A 15,633-nucleotide genomic window follows, 5' to 3' on the forward strand; every position below is an offset into this window, starting at 1 on the left:
GTCGCCGCCCCCGGACGAGCAGATCACTTGCGCCGCTTGGCCTTCGGTGCGCGCTTGACCGGCTTGACCCCGGCCCGAGCCGCCTCGCGGCGCTCGCGTCGGGTGCCGGAGCTCGACTCGCCCGTCGGCGACCCCGACCCGGCGCGGCGGACCGAGGTGCCGCCCGTCTCGTCGGGACCGGAATACGTCAGGCGACCGGTCGACTCGTCGTCCAACCCCTTGGCGCGCAGCGCGGCAGGTGCGGCGGGCCGCGGTTCGGGCGCCGATTCCGGCGTGGGTTCGGGTCGACGCTGCGCCGGCGCCGCGGGGGCGGCCTGCGCTGCGGGGGCGGCCTGCGCTGCCGGCGCCGGTCGGGCTGCGACGGGCGACTGCAGTCCCGCGCCCACCTGCAGGCCCGCGGAGGCCGCGGGGCTCGGCGCCGCCGCCTCGACCTGCAGGTTGAAGAGGAACCCGACGGACTCCTCCTTCAACCCGTCGAGCATGCCGGTGAACATGTCGTAGCCCTCGCGCTGGTACTCGACGAGGGGATCGCGCTGCGCCATCGCGCGCAGACCGATGCCCTCCTTGAGGTAGTCCATCTCGTAGAGGTGCTCACGCCACTTGCGGTCGAGCACGGACAGCAGCACCCGTCGTTCGAGCTCGCGCATACCGCCCTCGCCCGCGATCTCGTTGATCTCCGCCTCACGCGTGGCGTAGGCCGCGCGGGCGTCCTCGAGCAGCGCCTCGCGCAGGTCGTCCCGCGACAGGTCGCCCTTCTCGCCGAACTCGTTCTCCGCTGCGAGGTCGGTGTGCTGCACGCCCACCGGGTAGAGCGTCTTCAGCGCGGTCCACAGCTGTTCGAGGTCCCAGTCCTCGACGTAGCCCTCCGAGGTGGCGCCGTCGACGTACGCGGTGACCACGTCGGTGATCATCTGCTCGACCTGGCCCTCCATGTCCTCTCCGCGGAGGATGCGGCGACGCTCCTCGTAGATGACGGTGCGCTGCTGGTTCATCACCTCGTCGTACTTGAGGACGTTCTTGCGGATCTCGAAGTTCTGCTGCTCGACCTGCGTCTGCGCGCTCTTGATGGCCTTGGAGACCATCTTGGCCTCGATCGGGACGTCGTCCGGGAGGTTGAGTCGCGTCATGATCGACTCGAGAGCGGCACCGTTGAATCGGCGCATCAGCTCGTCGCCGAGCGACAGGTAGAACCGGCTCTCCCCCGGGTCGCCCTGTCGACCCGAGCGTCCGCGCAACTGGTTGTCGATACGGCGCGAGTCGTGCCGCTCGGTACCGAGGACGTAGAGACCGCCCGCGTCGCGGACCTTGTCCGCATCCTCGCGGACCTGGTCCTTGACCTTCTCCAGCGTGGGCTCCCACGCCGCCTCGTACTCCTCCGGCGACTCGACGGGATCGAGCCCCTGCCCGCGCAGCGCGAGGTCCGCGATGATGTCCGGGTTGCCGCCGAGCACCACGTCGGTTCCTCGACCCGCCATGTTGGTGGCCACCGTCACCGCGCCGGACCGGCCGGCCTCGGCGATGATGGTCGCCTCCTGCTCGTGGAACTTGGCGTTGAGCACGTTGTGCGCGACACCGCGCTTGGTGAACTGCTTGGACAGGTACTCCGAGCGCTCGACACTGGTGGTACCGATCAGAACCGGCTGACCCTTCTCGTGCCGCTCGACGACGTCGTCGACGACGGCACTGAACTTGGCTTCCTCGCTCTTGTAGATGAGGTCGCCGTTGTCCACACGCACCATCGGGCGGTTGGTGGGAATGGGGATGACACCGAGCGAGTACGTCTGGTGCAGCTCGGCCGCCTCGGTCTCGGCGGTACCGGTCATGCCGGAGAGCTTGTCGTACAGACGGAAGTAGTTCTGCAGCGTGATCGTGGCGAGGGTCTGGTTCTCGGCCTTGATCTCCACCTTCTCCTTGGCCTCGATGGCCTGGTGCATGCCTTCGTTGTAGCGGCGCCCCACCAGGATGCGGCCGGTGAACTCGTCGACGATGATGACGTCGCCGTCTCGGACGATGTAGTCCTTGTCGCGTTGGTAGAGCTCCTTCGCCTTGATGGCGTTGTTCAGGTAGCTAACCAGCGGCGAGTTGGCGGCCTCGTACAGGTTGTCGATGCCCAGCTGGTCCTCGACGAACTCGACGCCCGCCTCGTGCACACCCACCGTGCGCTTCTTGATGTCCACCTCGTAGTGGACGTCCTTCTTCATCATGGGGGCGATGCGGGCGAACTCGGGGTACCACTTCGACGACGCGTCCGCGGGGCCCGAGATGATCAGCGGGGTACGGGCCTCGTCGATGAGGATCGAGTCCACCTCGTCCACCACGGCGAAGTTGTGTCCGCGCTGGACCAGGTCGTCCAGCGAGTGCGTCATGTTGTCGCGGAGGTAGTCGAAACCGAACTCGTTGTTGGTGCCGTACGTGATGTCGGCCGCGTAGGCGGCGCGCCGCTCGGCGGGCGTCATGCCCGAGAGGATCACGTCCACGCTCAGTCCGAGGAAGCGGTGAACGCGGCCCATCCACTCCGAGTCACGCTTGGCCAGGTAGTCGTTGACCGTGACGACGTGGACGCCGTCACCGGACAGCGCGTTGAGGTACGCCGGGAGGACGCAGGTGAGGGTCTTGCCCTCACCGGTCTTCATCTCGGCGACGTTGCCGAAGTGCAGCGCGGCGCCGCCCATGACCTGGACGTCGAAGTGGCGCTGGGACAGCACCCGCTTGGACGCCTCGCGGGCGACCGCGAACGCCTCGGGCAGCAGTTCGTCGAGGCTCTCGCCGTCCTGGTGCCGCTTCGTGAACTCGTCGGTCTTCGCACGCAGTTCGGCGTCCGACAGGGCTTCGACGTCCGGCGACAGGGACGACACGTGGTCGGCGATGTGCTTCAGCCGCTTGACCATGCGACCTTCACCGACACGGAGCAACTTGGACAACGACAACGTCGGCACGGGCTATTCGTCCTCAATATCGGGTACGTGGGGCGTGAACCGAGCCCGTCCACACGGGGGGCGCAGTTCGATGCGAAGAGACCTCGTCGGTCTCCCGGCGGAACCATCGTAGGCGTCGAGCCTGACAGCGCGCTGTGAGGCACACCGGATGTTCCGCGCACGACACCGGGCGCCCGCCGGAGCGGACGCCCGATGTGGTCGGCGCGGCGGTGCGAGCGTCAGGACAGACGCAGCAGTCCGTAGTCGAACGCGTGGCGGCGATAGACGACCGACGGCCGGTCGGACTCCTTGTCGTGGAACAGGAAGAAGTCGTGGCCCACGAGCTCCATCTCGTACAGGGCGTCGTCGACGGTCATCGGCACGGCCGGGTGTTCCTTGACGCGCACCACGGTGCCCGGGCCCTCGGTGGCGTGGTCGTCGACGGCGGGCGCCTCCTCGACGGGGGCAGTGACGGCCTCCTCGACGAGTGCGGCGGTCGCCTCGGCCACCGACACGGGCCGCTTCTCCCCGTAGTGGACCTTGCGGCGGTCCTTCGTCCGTCGGAGACGGCTCTCGAGCTTGGTGGTCGCCGACTCGAGGGCGGCGTAGAAACTGTCCGCGCAGGCCTCGGCACGCGCGACGGGCCCCTTGCCCCGCACGGTGATCTCGACTCGCTGGCAACTCTTGGACTGACGACGGTTGCGTTCGTGGAACAGCTCGACGTCGAACAGGTGGATGGTGGGATCGAAGCGCTCGAGGCGAGCGAGCTTCTCGGAGACGTACAGGCGGAAGTGGTCGGGTATCTCGACGTTGCGACCCTTGACCACGACCTCGGCGGCGGGTTCGGCGCTCGAGCTGTCGTCGGCCGGGACGGCACTGGGTGCATCGTCGAAGTAGACGGAATCCGCAGTGGTGTCGGTCGAGTCGGGGGCGGTGGAGTCGTTCTGCTCCGGACCATGGGCGTGAGCTTCGCGGGGATGCGCGTGCACCCGGTGGGTGCTCGTGTGTGCAGTCGTCACTGGTGACGTTGTCGTCATACGTACCTCCCGATAGAGGCCGCGCCGAGATCGCTTCTGGCGCAGCGGAAGAACGGTGACACCGGAGCGCGGACCGCCCGGCGCCTTCGGTGGTGAGGCATCACCTCCAGACCCGGTAGCGAGGATCGATCGTGGCCCTGACCGTAGTCGCTCCCCGGATGGTCTGCCACTGTTCACGGGATATTCACGGGACCTTTTCAGGCTCCCTTTCCGGCACCGGGACAGGCACTGCGACGTCAGCGCACGGCGGCGAGAACGAGCACCGCGTCGACACCGACACCGGACCGTCGCAGAGCCGCCACCGACTCCGCGGCGGTGGTTCCGGTGGTCACCACGTCGTCGACGAGCAGCACCGGTCCGCGACCGATCGCGGCGATGCCCCCGCTCCGGACACGGACCCGCCCCCGCAGGTTGTCCGCACGCTCGTCGGCGGTGAGACCGACGGAGTCACGCACCTGCGCGTCCACCCGCAGAACCGACACGACGCGCACGTCCTCCGGTGCGAGCACCCGCGCGACACGGCGGCAGGTACGCAGGATCGGATCACCACCGCGCGCCCGTGCCGCGCGGCGTCGGGACGGGGCCGGGACCAGCACGAGGGGCGACAGCTCGGGTGGATCGATCTCCCCGGCGTCGCGCAGGCGCGTCACGGCGGCGGCGAGTGCGACCCCGAGCGGTGCCGCGAGATCCCGCCGACCGCGTTCCTTCATCGCCAGGATCGACGCACGGTGCGGGCCGGCGTACGGGCCGAGCGCCCAGCACGGCACCCCGGGATCGACACGCGGCCGCACCGACCCCGGCGCCGCGTCGAGCGCGCAGGCGCAGGCGGGGCACCACGACGCGTCGACACGGGCGCAGCCGCCGCACTCGCGGGGCAGGATGAGGTCCAGCAGGGTCGTCGGCACCGGCACACTGTGTCGCGGGGCTCCGACAGAGTTCGCCGCTCGTCAGCCCGGCAGGACAGGCACGGACTTCGTGCCGGTCAGGCCGGGCACCTCGCGCCAGTAGCGGTCACTCGCCGGGTCGCTGTCGTCGATCTGGAACACGGCGCGCGAATCGGCCACGTAGGTGCTCGACGCGGAGGCGTCGACGGACACGACGGGAGCGGTGAGGTTGCGGCTGGGCAGCCCGTCGAGACGTGAGCCGTCGACGGCCACCTGCACGATCGGGATGTCGGTCGCCGCTCGGGCCACGACCACCGTGTCGCCGGTGCTCCAGTCCAGGGACAGCGCCGCGCTCGCCAGACCGTTGGCCACCGCCTCGGGCTCGCGGAGTGCGTAGGTGCCGTCGGCGCGCCGCACCACCACCGCCACGTAGACGGCGCCGTCCACGATGAGAGCCGCTCGCACCCCGTCGCGGGAGAGCCGCAGTTCGGTGATCTGGCCGCCGAGCTCGGCGATGTCGGCGGAATCGACGTCCACCACCGACACCTGTCCGGTGGCCGGGTCGCGGACGGCGCGCTTGACCACGGTGCCGTCCACGACGGCCCACACGGCGTCGCGGTCGGGACCCCAGGTGGGCCGGGTGATCGAGCCACCCTCCGCGACCGGGAAGGCGTTGCCGCCGTAGGAGCCGATGAGCAGCGCGTCGGGCGGCTGCGGCGCCGCACGACCGGTGTCCGACACGGCCGCCACGAGCGTTCCGTCGCTGGACAACGAGATGGACCGCATGTTGTTGACGGTGCCGAAGTAGCCGGGAACCGGTGTCACGCCGTCGGTTCCGATGCGGACGAGCCCGCCGTTGCGCAGTGCGTGCAGGCCCACGTCGGCACCCGTCACCGCCAACGGATCGAATTCTGCGACCTCGGCGGTGGTCCAGCCGTCCGGATAGTTCGGGTCCAACGGCGCGCCGTCCGAGAGCAGGACGTAGGGACCCGACACCTCGGCCTCGGCCAGCGTCCAGATGATCTGCGCGGCAAGTAGTTCGCGGGTCGCGCGGTCCAGCGCACCGGCACCCCGGAAGTCGATGCGGACACCGCCGAGACCGATGCCGACGGCCGAGGTACGCCCGTCGGCCTTCGTGATGGGACCGGCCGTGGTGACACCGTTGAACACGTTGCGCACCGCCGGCTCCAGCGACAGTCGCGGACCCGCCTGCAGCAGTGCCGTCAGGGTCTCTGTCATCCGGTCCTGCGTGGTGTTCACCCAACGCTGATCGGGCACCAGTTCGGTGCCGGTGGGATCGACGAAGTACAGCGACTTGCGCTGGTACGAGGTGAGGAACTGGGTGCGGTCCATGACGACTCCGGACGGCAGCTCGTCGATCCGCCACTCGCCGTCCTCGCGGGCCAGCGTCACCTGGGTCTCGAACGATCCCTGCTCGGCGCGGTACTGCCCACCCTGATCGAGCTGCCCCACCCGGTTGGCTCGGATCGTGTACTGCGCGGCGTCACTCGACCGGGAGTCCTCGAGGACGTCCACCTTGTCCACGACGATCGCGCTGGCGCCGTCGTTCCACTCCGAGGCGGCGTTCGCCGTCAGGAACTGACGTGCACCCGCGTGGTCGTCCGCCGGATCGGTGCTGGCCTTGACGAAGTCGCGGACGAGAAGATTGGGTTCACGACCCGCGGCGGGAACGGGTAGTTCCTGCTCGACGGGCCCGCGCGCGACGGTGCCGATGGCCTGCGGCGCAGACGACGCGGGCAACGACGCGCATCCGGACGCGACGAGCGCGAGCGCGGCCACGCACGCCACGAGGGCGGCTCGTCGCCGCGGCACAGTGCGGTCTCTCACGGTCGCTGCTCCCCCGCCGCGGCGCCGACACTCGTCGGGCGCGCCGCCGGAAGCGGCTGTCCCTGTGCGTACCTGCGGCCCGCGGGTCGCAGCGGCAGGGGGCTGGACACGACCTTGCGACCACGCACGCGCGGCAGCGTGAAGCGGAACCAGGCGCCCTGGCCCGGTTCGCCCCAGGCCTCGAGCTTGCCGTCGTGCAGGCGGGCGTCCTCGAGACTGATGGCGAGCCCCAGGCCCGTACCGCCCGAACGTCGGACGCGGGACGGATCCGACCGCCAGAAGCGGTTGAACACGAGCTTCTCCTCACCGGGGCGCAGTCCCACACCCTGGTCCCGCACGACGAAGGCGGCGGCGTCGTCGTCCGCGCGCAGGCGCAGCAGGACGGGCTTGCCCTCCCCGTGGTCGAGAGCGTTCGCCAACAGGTTGCGCAGCACGCGTTCGACACGGCGCGGATCCACCTCGGCGTTGACCGGCTCGTCGGGCATGTCGACGATCAGCTCGGTGCCCGTCTCGCGGGCGAGGTGCCGCACGGTGGACACCGCGGCGCGGGCGCACATACGGAGATCGAGTTGCTCGGACGCCAGTTCGGCGACGCCCGCGTCGTGGCGGGAGATCTCGAGCAGATCGTTGAGCAGTGTCTCGAAACGGTCCAGCTCGGCGACCAGCAACTCGGACGAGCGCTTGAGCAGCGGATCGAGACTCTCACTGGCGTCGTGGATGAGCTCGGCGGCCATGCGGACGGTGGTGAGCGGCGTTCGCAGCTCGTGCGAGACGTCGGACGTGAACTGGCGCTGCAGGTTTCCGAACTCCTCGAGCTGGGTGATCTGCTTCGACAGGCTCTCGGCCATCTCGTTGAACGACATGGCGAGCCGGGCGATGTCGTCCTCGCCGCGCACCGGCATCCGTTCCTTGAGCCGGCCGTCCGCGAAGCGCACCGCGATGCGCGACGCCGATCTGATGGGGACCACCACCTGCCGGGCGACCAGCATCGAGATGGCCGCGAGCAGCACCAGCAGGACCGCACCGCCGATGAGCAGGGTTCCGCGGACGAGGGCGAGGCTGCGATCCTCTCCCGCGAGGGGGAACACCAGGTACAGCTCGAGGGTGGAGAGGTCCGACGCGGTGGGACTGCCGACGATGAGGGCCGGACCCGAGTAGCCGTCCGGTTCCGACACGGTCGCGTACTGGTAGCTCACCTGGCCGGCCTGGACGAACGAGCGCAACGTCTGCGGGATCTGGTCGGCGGGACCGGTGAACAGCTCGTCGCGGGCTCCGTCGCCGGGGACGATGAGCACGGGGTCGAACGTGCCGGCGGACGTGCTGTCCGCGCCGCTCTCGGTGTCCCGGCTCGTCAGACCGGACCGAGCGAGCTCCAGACGGTTCGAGATCGACGTCGAGTCGTCGCCCGCCAACTGGCTCTCGACGGACGCACGCGCGCGATCGAGCTCCTTCGTGGCGGCGTCGATCTTGGTGTCGAGAAGTCGATCCGTGATCTGACTCGTGAGCACGACGCCGAGGATCGTGATCACGATGAGGGAGAGCGTCAGCGTCGACACGACGACGCGCAACTGCAGCGACCGACGCCACGCGTGACCGGCGGCAGCCCACATGGACCGGGACCATCGCACCAGAGGCGAGAAGGTTCCGTTGATGCGTCGACGGGAGCGGGACGTGAAGATCACCGACCGTCCCGCAGTCGATCGGCTCCGATCACGGCGGGCCGGCCTTGTACCCGACACCGCGCACGGTGAGAACCACCTCGGGGTTCTCCGGATCCGTCTCCACCTTGGCGCGCAGTCGCTGGACGTGCACGTTCACGAGGCGGGTGTCGGCGGCGTGCCGGTATCCCCACACCTGTTCGAGCAGCACCTCGCGGGTGAAGACCTGACGAGGCTTGCGGGCCAGCGCCACTAACAGGTCGAACTCGAGCGGCGTCAGCGAGATGAGCGAGCCGTCGCGGGTGACCTTGTGCGCCGGAACATCGATGACGACGTCGCCGATCGACAGGAGCTCGGCCGGCTCCTCCTCGGTGCGTCGCAAGCGCGCGCGGACGCGGGCCACGAGCTCCTTCGGCTTGAAGGGCTTCATGATGTAGTCGTCGGCGCCGGACTCGAGTCCCAGCACGACGTCGACCGTGTCGGTCTTGGCGGTGAGCATCACGATCGGCACACCGGAGTCCGCCCGCAGCACGCGGCAGACGTCGATGCCGTTCATACCGGGGAGCATCAGGTCGAGCAGCACCAGATCCGGTCGGTTCTCCCGGACAGCGGACAGCGCCTGGGTGCCGTCTCCCACCACGAACGGCTCGAATCCCTCACCGCGCAACACGATGGTGAGCATCTCGGCAAGAGCCGTATCGTCGTCGACGACCAGAATTCGTGGCTTCATGACGACTATCGTGTCATCCCGTCGTACTCCGCAGTCTGATTGAGAAGTTCGGCGGCGAGTCTCGTCACGTCGACCTGCTCACCGTCCGCCTGCGCGCCGTTCACGACGAACCACGGCGACATCCACGACGAGGCCGCGAGTCCCGCGTAGACCGCCGCGGTACGGGCCTGGAGACCACCGTCGCGCTCGTACGCGTCGCGGGCCCGCGACGGATCCTCCTGCTCCCGACCACGCGCGCGATGCTCCGCGACCTCGACCGGAACGTCGAGGAGAATCTGGGCGGAGGGACGCGGCAGGACGAGGCGATCGAACTCGAGCGCGCGCACCCACTCGACCATCGCACCGTCCGCGTCCTGGTGGACCCGCGCGGCGGAGTACGCCGCGTTGGACGCGACGTAGCGATCGAGCAGAACGACGTCGTGCCGGTGCAGCATCCGACGGAGGTCGGACACCGCACCGGCACGATCGAGGGCGAACAGCACTGCCATCGAATTCACCCCGGCGGCGAGATCGCCGTGCTCACCGGCCAGCGCCTCGGCGGCCAGGTCGGCGTGGATCGACTCCCCGTAGCGGGGGAAGCCGACGCGGACGGCGTCCACCCCGGCGGCCTCCCACGCGTCCGTGAGGCGGGACGAGAGCGTGAACTTGCCTGCTCCGTCGACGCCCTCGATCGCGATGAGAGTGCCCATCGACTCCACTCCTGCCTGTCGAGTACTACGGGACCGAGTGTCAGTACCGGTAGTGCTCGGGCTTGTACGGGCCCTCGACGTCGACACCGATGTACTCGGCCTGCTCCTTGCTGAGCTTGGTCAGCGTGCCACCGAGGGCCTCGACGTGGATCTTGGCGACCTTCTCGTCGAGGTGCTTCGGCAGGCGGTAGACCTCGTTGTCGTACTCGTCGGGCTTCGTCCACAGCTCGATCTGCGCGATGACCTGGTTGGAGAAGCTGTTGCTCATGACGAACGACGGGTGACCGGTGGCGTTGCCGAGGTTCAGCAGACGACCCTCCGAGAGGACGACGATCGACTTGCCGCTGGAGAAGATCCACTGATCGACCTGCGGCTTGATGTTGATGCGTGTCGAACCGGACCGCTCGAGACCGGCCATGTCGATCTCGTTGTCGAAGTGGCCGATGTTGCCGAGGATGGCCTTGTCCTTCATCGACCGCATGTGGTCGAGCGTGATGATGTCCTTGTTGCCCGTCGCGGTGATGACGATGTCGGCCTTGCCGATCGCCTCGTCCACCGTGACGACGTCGAACCCGTCCATGAGCGCCTGGAGCGCGTTGATCGGGTCGACCTCGGTGACCTGGACGCGCGCGCCCTGGCCGGCCAACGACTCGGCGCTGCCCTTGCCCACGTCGCCGTAGCCGCAGATCAGGACCTTCTTGCCACCGATCAGCACGTCGGTGCCGCGGTTGATGCCGTCGATCAGCGAGTGGCGGGTGCCGTAGGTGTTGTCGAACTTGCTCTTGGTGACCGAGTCGTTGACGTTGATCGCCGGGAAGGTCAGCTCGCCGGCCGCGGCGAATTGGTACAGGCGCAGCACGCCGGTGGTGGTCTCCTCGGTGACACCCTTGACCGACTCGGCGATGCTCGTCCACTTGGTGGCGTCCTGCGCGAGCGACTCGCGGAGCAGTCCGAGGAAGACCTTGTACTCGTCGGAGTCGCGGTCCTCGTCGACGGGCGGCACGACGCCGGCCTTCTCGAACTGCGCACCGCGCAGCACAAGCATCGTGGCGTCTCCGCCGTCGTCGAGGATCATGTTGGCGTGGCGGGGGGTGCCGTCCTCGGCGACCGGCCAGGTCAGCATCTTCTCGGCGGCCCACCAGTACTCGGCCAGCGATTCGCCCTTCCAGGCGAACACCGGGATTCCCTGCGGATCCTCGGGCGTGCCGTGGGGTCCGACGACGATCGCGGCGGCGGCGTGGTCCTGGGTGGAGAAGATGTTGCACGAAGCCCACCGCACCTCGGCTCCGAGCGAGACCAGCGTCTCGATCAGGACGGCGGTCTGGACCGTCATGTGCAGCGACCCGGAGATCCGTGCACCCTTCAGCGGCTGCACGTCGGCGTACTCGCGACGCAGGGACATGAGGCCGGGCATCTCGTGCTCCGCGAGGCCGATCTCCTTGCGGCCGTACTCAGCCAGCGAGAGATCCGCGACCTTGAACTCGATGCCGCCGCGGATGTCCGCCTGCAGCGCCTCGGTGCTCGAAATGTCGGGGGATGTCGATGTCGTCATTGTGTGATGCCACTCCTGTCGGCTGATGATCGGCTTCCAGGCTATCGGCTCACGGCTGCCCGCGGGTGGGTCGGGGCCACGACGTGTCCGGTTCCGTCGTCTCGCGCCGACGGGTCAGGCGGCGGCGGTGCGTTCGGGAACGGTCGCCCAGCGCCGTTCCAGTCGAGCGCGGGCGCTCGGCTGCAGGTTCGCGCGGGTGACGTCTCCGTCGTAGTGCGCGACGACCCTGGGGTCCATCACGCGACGCCACAGGGGTGGGACGGCCGCGAGGACGACCATCGTCGCGTAGCCGGCCGGCAGTTGCGGCGCCTCGTCGAAGGTGCGCAACGTCTGGAACCGGCGGCCCGGGTTCGCATGATGGTCGCTGTGCCGTTGCAGGTGGTACAGGAAGATGTTGGTGACGATCCGATCGCTGTTCCAGCTGTGCCGTGGCGCGCACCGCTCGTACCGGCCCGCGGGTGTCCGTCCCCGGAGCAGCCCGTAGTGCTCGATGTAGTTGACGGACTCGAGGGTCATCACGCCGACCACCGCCTGGAGCACGAGGAACGGCAGGATGCCGACGCCGAAGACGGCGACCAGGACACCGAAGAGTGCAGCGGACATCGCCCACGCGTTGAGCACGTTGTTGCGGATCGTCCACACGCCGCTGCCCTTGCGCTCGAGACGCTGCTTCTCCAGCTCCCAGGAGGAGACGAGGCCGCCGCTGACACTGCGGGACAGGAACCGGTAGAGGGACTCGCCCATGCGCGCGCTGGCCGGGTCGGCGGGTGTCGCGACACGCGCATGGTGTCCGCGGTTGTGTTCGACGTGGAAATGGCCGTACAGGCTCTGCGCCAGAGCGATCTTGGCCAGCCAGCGCTCGGTGCTCTCCACCCGATGACCGAGCTCGTGCGCCGCGTTGATCCCGATGCCGGCGACGAGACCGACACTGACCGCGTACCCGATCTTGTCGACGGCGGACAGGGTGCCGAAGGTGACGAGGTAGCACGCGACACCGAGCCCCGCGTACTGCACCGGAAGGAACAGGAACGTGCACCACCGGTAGAAACGGTCGTGCTGCAGGTCCTGCACCTGCGCGTCGGACGGATTGTTGCCGTCCTCCCCCGCCAGCGCGTCGACCACGGGGATGACCAGGAAGAACAGCATCGCGCCGCTCCACCAGAAGGCCGACACCCCCGTGTGCAGAACCAGTTGGGACGGCAGCAGTGCCGAGGCGGGCGCCAGCATCCCCAGTAGCCAGAGCAGCTTCTTCGGGTCGTGCCACCGCCGCGCCATACGTCAACTCCTCGACATCGAGTGGACTCCGTGGCGGACTCGTGCCCACCGCAGAAACAAACTTCCGGTCTCGAATTCGAGTGTAGAGCAAGTAGCGCGACGGTTCGACGATCCGAATGGTGAGATCGGTCCGTTATCGGCGCGAAATATGGTGACTAGTGGGTGTCGTCCGCATGCTGCCGGGCTCCGAGCACCGAGTGGCGGCGGCTGTAGCCGAAGTACACCACGACTCCGAGCGCCATCCAGACGACGAACCGCAGCCACGTCTCCACCGACAGGTTCAGCATCAGCCACACGCAGGCCAGCACGGCGAGGATCGGCACCAGCGGAACCAGGGGGACGCGGAAGCCGCGCTTCAGGTCGGGGCGGGTTCGACGCAGGACGACGACACCGATGGAGACCAGGACGAAGGCGAACAGGGTGCCGATGTTGACCATCTCCTCGAGCGTCCCGATGGGGAAGAACGCCGCGAGAAGGCCGACCACGATGCCGACGAGCACGGTGATGCGCACCGGGGTGCCACGGCTCCCCGTCTTCGCGAGACGGCGCGGCATCAGACCGTCGCGCGACATGGCGAAGAGCACGCGCGACTGTCCCAGCATGAGCACCATGACCACGGTCGTGAGTCCGGCCAGCGCACCGAAGGAGATCACCTTCGACGCCCAGGTGATGCCGTTCAGTTCGAACGCCGTGGCCAGGGTCGCGCCCTCGCCACCGAGTTCGGTGTACTTCACCATTCCGGTCAGCACCAGGGTGACCGCGACGTACAGGATCGTGACGATCAGGAGCGAGCCCAGGATTCCGCGCGGCAGGGCCTTCTGCGGATCGGACGCCTCCTCGGCCGTGGTGGCCACCACGTCGAAGCCGATGAACGCGAAGAACACGAGACTCGCGGCGGCCAGGAGTCCGTACCAGCCGAAGTTGCTGCCCTCGGCGCCGGTGACGAAGGAGAACAGCGACTGGGTGAGGCCCGATTCCTTCTCGGCGGGGACGGCGGGCGGGATGTAGGGCGAGTAGTTCGCCGCCTTGATGTAGAACGCTCCGACCACGACTATGAGCAGCACGACGCCCACCTTGATCGCGGTGATGACGAGGGAGACGCGCGAGGAGATCTTCACACCCGTCGCGAGCAGGACGGTGAGCACCGCGACGATGACCAGGGCACCCCAGTCGACGTCGAGTCCGCCGATGGACACCACGGGCGACGACGTCCCGAGCACCTCACCGAGGTACAGGGACCAGCCCTTCGCCACGACGGCCGACGCGAGCGCGAACTCCAGGATCAGGTCCCAGCCGATGATCCACGCGACGAACTCGCCGAAAGTGGCGTACGAGAACGTGTACGCGCTGCCCGCGACCGGCACCGTCGAGGCGAACTCGGCGTAGCAGAGCGCGGCGAGTCCGCACGCGATCGCGGCGAACACGAAGGCGAGCGAGACGGACGGGCCCGCGACGTTCCCGGCGGTGCGCGCCGTCAGGGTGAAGATGCCCGCACCCACGGCGACCGCGACACCGAAGACGGTGAGATCCCACGATGACAGGCTCTTGCGAAGTTTCGTGTCCGGCTCGTCCGTGTCGCGCATCGACTGCTCGATGGACTTCGTTCTGCGCAGACCGGTGTTGCGCGAACCGGGTGCGTCCTTGCCGTCGATGGTCACCGTCGAAACTCCTCACGTCCTCCGGGCGGCCGTCGACCGCCCGAGGTCATCGTCACACGAACAGTGAACTCGGCGGGACGTATCCGCCAGCGTGTCGGGGCCGTCAGATCCCGCCGACGCCCGCCACGAACACGCGAGCCGAGTCGGTGAGAGCACACAGCTGCGGGTCCGGATCGGACGCGGCGATCCAGACGGCACTTCCCCGCTCCACGACCAGGGTGGACTCACCCGAGGAGACCTGTACCCGACCGTCGACACACAGGACGATGCGCGGCGCGGCGTCACCGTCGTGCGCGAGCGTCCACGGCTCACCGTCGCTGGACGCCGCGGACAATTCGACACCGACGAGTGCGAACTCCGGTGCCGGCGTGGGATAGCGCACCACGTGCGGACGGCTGGTGTCGGCGACGAGGACCGGTGAGTCGAGCGGCTCGAAGTCGAGCACCCGCAACAGTTCCGGGACGTCGACGTGCTTGGGCGTGAGTCCCCCACGCAACACGTTGTCCGAGTTGGCCATGATCTCCACCGCGGTTCCGCGCAGGTACGCGTGGAGGTTTCCGGCGTCCAGGTACAGAGCTTCGCCCGGCTGCAGCGTGACCCGGTTGAGCAGCAACGCCGCGAGCACGCCCGCATCGCCGGGGTAGTACTCCCCCAGTTCCAGTGCGGTGCGCAGTTCCGGCACGAAGGTGCGGTCCCCGGTCTGCTCGGCACGTTCGAGGGCGCGGACGCACGCGTCCAGAACGGCCGGCAGCACGGAGTCCAACGCCCGCTGCGGCAGAGTGATCCACGAGGTGAAGAGGGTGCGCAGGCCGCTCGAATCCGGTTGCGCGGCAAGCATCTCGGTGTAGGGACGCAGCTCGTCCGCATCGAGCCGACCGAACAGCTCCACCGTCTCGGCGGGACTGCGGAACCCGGCGAGCGCGTCGAACTCCGTCAGGGCGACCACGAGCTCGGGCTTGTGGCTGGCGTCCTTGTAGTTCCGGACGGAGGCGTCGAGGGGCACGCCCGCGGCGTTCTCCCGTCGGAAACCCTCGCGCGCCTGGTCCGAGGACGGGTGAGCCTGCAGCGACAGCGGCTCCTCGGCCGCCAGGAACTTCACGAGGAACGGCAGGCGCGGACCGTGCCGCTCCACCACACCGGTTCCGAGCAGTCCGGTCGGGTCGGAGTCGATGGCCTCGAGCAGCGAGACCCGACCGCGCGGCGTGACGAGATGCGCCGGGTCGCCCGGATGAGCACCGAACCACATCTCCGCCTCGGGATGCCGGGTGGGTGCGGGCACGCCGCGCAGTTCGGCGAGAGCCGTGCGCGAACCCCACGCGTAGGACCGTGCTGTTCCGTCGAGGAGATTCACCGACCACCACCTGCCGTCGTCATCGCTGCGAACCCG

Annotated in this window: 11 protein-coding genes; all 11 read right to left on the minus strand. The window is 68.7% G+C overall.

Annotated elements, in window-relative coordinates; translation table 11 throughout:
* Nucleotides 1-23: 23 nt before the first annotated feature.
* Nucleotides 24-2,936, minus strand: coding sequence for a preprotein translocase subunit SecA (gene secA / locus J4E04_RS12660; RefSeq protein WP_490148716.1), 2,913 nt, complete (start codon nt 2,934-2,936; stop codon nt 24-26).
* Nucleotides 2,937-3,154: 218 nt separating this feature from the next.
* Nucleotides 3,155-3,742 (minus strand): ribosome hibernation-promoting factor, HPF/YfiA family, encoded by a 588-nt coding sequence (hpf, locus tag J4E04_RS12665; protein ID WP_027506865.1) that lies wholly within the window; start codon nt 3,740-3,742, stop codon nt 3,155-3,157.
* A 446-nt stretch (nt 3,743-4,188) separates the two neighbouring features.
* Entirely contained in the window at nt 4,189-4,857 is a 669-nt protein-coding gene (locus tag J4E04_RS12670; protein ID WP_056447788.1) for a ComF family protein, read from the minus strand.
* Nucleotides 4,858-4,899: 42 nt separating this feature from the next.
* A complete protein-coding gene (lpqB, locus tag J4E04_RS12675) occupies nt 4,900-6,684 on the minus strand; it encodes an MtrAB system accessory lipoprotein LpqB (RefSeq protein WP_374197706.1) in 1,785 nt (594 codons plus the stop codon).
* A complete protein-coding gene (mtrB, locus tag J4E04_RS12680; protein WP_307108956.1) occupies nt 6,681-8,366 on the minus strand; it encodes an MtrAB system histidine kinase MtrB in 1,686 nt (561 codons plus the stop codon). The genes lpqB and mtrB overlap by 4 nt, the downstream gene beginning before the upstream one ends.
* A 28-nt stretch (nt 8,367-8,394) precedes the next feature.
* Nucleotides 8,395-9,072: an MtrAB system response regulator MtrA gene (gene mtrA, locus J4E04_RS12685; protein ID WP_027506869.1), complete on the minus strand. Its 678-nt coding sequence runs from the start codon at nt 9,070-9,072 to the stop codon at nt 8,395-8,397.
* 5 nt (nt 9,073-9,077) lie between these two features.
* Nucleotides 9,078-9,761 (minus strand): dTMP kinase, encoded by a 684-nt coding sequence (locus tag J4E04_RS12690; protein ID WP_490148717.1) that lies wholly within the window; start codon nt 9,759-9,761, stop codon nt 9,078-9,080.
* A gap of 40 nt (nt 9,762-9,801) precedes the next feature.
* On the minus strand, nt 9,802-11,313 hold the full coding sequence (gene ahcY / locus J4E04_RS12695) for an adenosylhomocysteinase (RefSeq protein WP_037186733.1): 1,512 nt from the start codon (nt 11,311-11,313) through the stop codon (nt 9,802-9,804).
* A 114-nt stretch (nt 11,314-11,427) separates the two neighbouring features.
* A complete protein-coding gene (locus J4E04_RS12700; protein WP_490148718.1) occupies nt 11,428-12,588 on the minus strand; it encodes an alkane 1-monooxygenase in 1,161 nt (386 codons plus the stop codon).
* Between the two features lie 155 nt (nt 12,589-12,743).
* Entirely contained in the window at nt 12,744-14,171 is a 1,428-nt protein-coding gene (locus J4E04_RS12705; RefSeq protein WP_222628507.1) for an amino acid permease, read from the minus strand.
* 178 nt (nt 14,172-14,349) lie between these two features.
* Entirely contained in the window at nt 14,350-15,597 is a 1,248-nt protein-coding gene (manA, locus tag J4E04_RS12710) for a mannose-6-phosphate isomerase, class I (protein WP_222627119.1), read from the minus strand.
* Between the last annotated feature and the right edge of the window lie 36 nt (nt 15,598-15,633).

The organism is Rhodococcus sp. NFXS4 (assembly GCF_058139645.1).

Bases quoted from the DNA above. Each gene is read 5' to 3' on its own strand.
- ahcY (WP_037186733.1), bottom strand. From the start codon at position 11,313: ATGACGACATCGACATCCCCCGACATTTCGAGCACCGAGGCGCTGCAG.
- J4E04_RS12705 (WP_222628507.1), bottom strand. From the start codon at position 14,171: ATGCGCGACACGGACGAGCCGGACACGAAACTTCGCAAGAGCCTGTCA.
- mtrA (WP_027506869.1), bottom strand. From the start codon at position 9,072: ATGAAGCCACGAATTCTGGTCGTCGACGACGATACGGCTCTTGCCGAG.
- J4E04_RS12690 (WP_490148717.1), bottom strand. From the start codon at position 9,761: ATGGGCACTCTCATCGCGATCGAGGGCGTCGACGGAGCAGGCAAGTTC.
- J4E04_RS12700 (WP_490148718.1), bottom strand. From the start codon at position 12,588: ATGGCGCGGCGGTGGCACGACCCGAAGAAGCTGCTCTGGCTACTGGGG.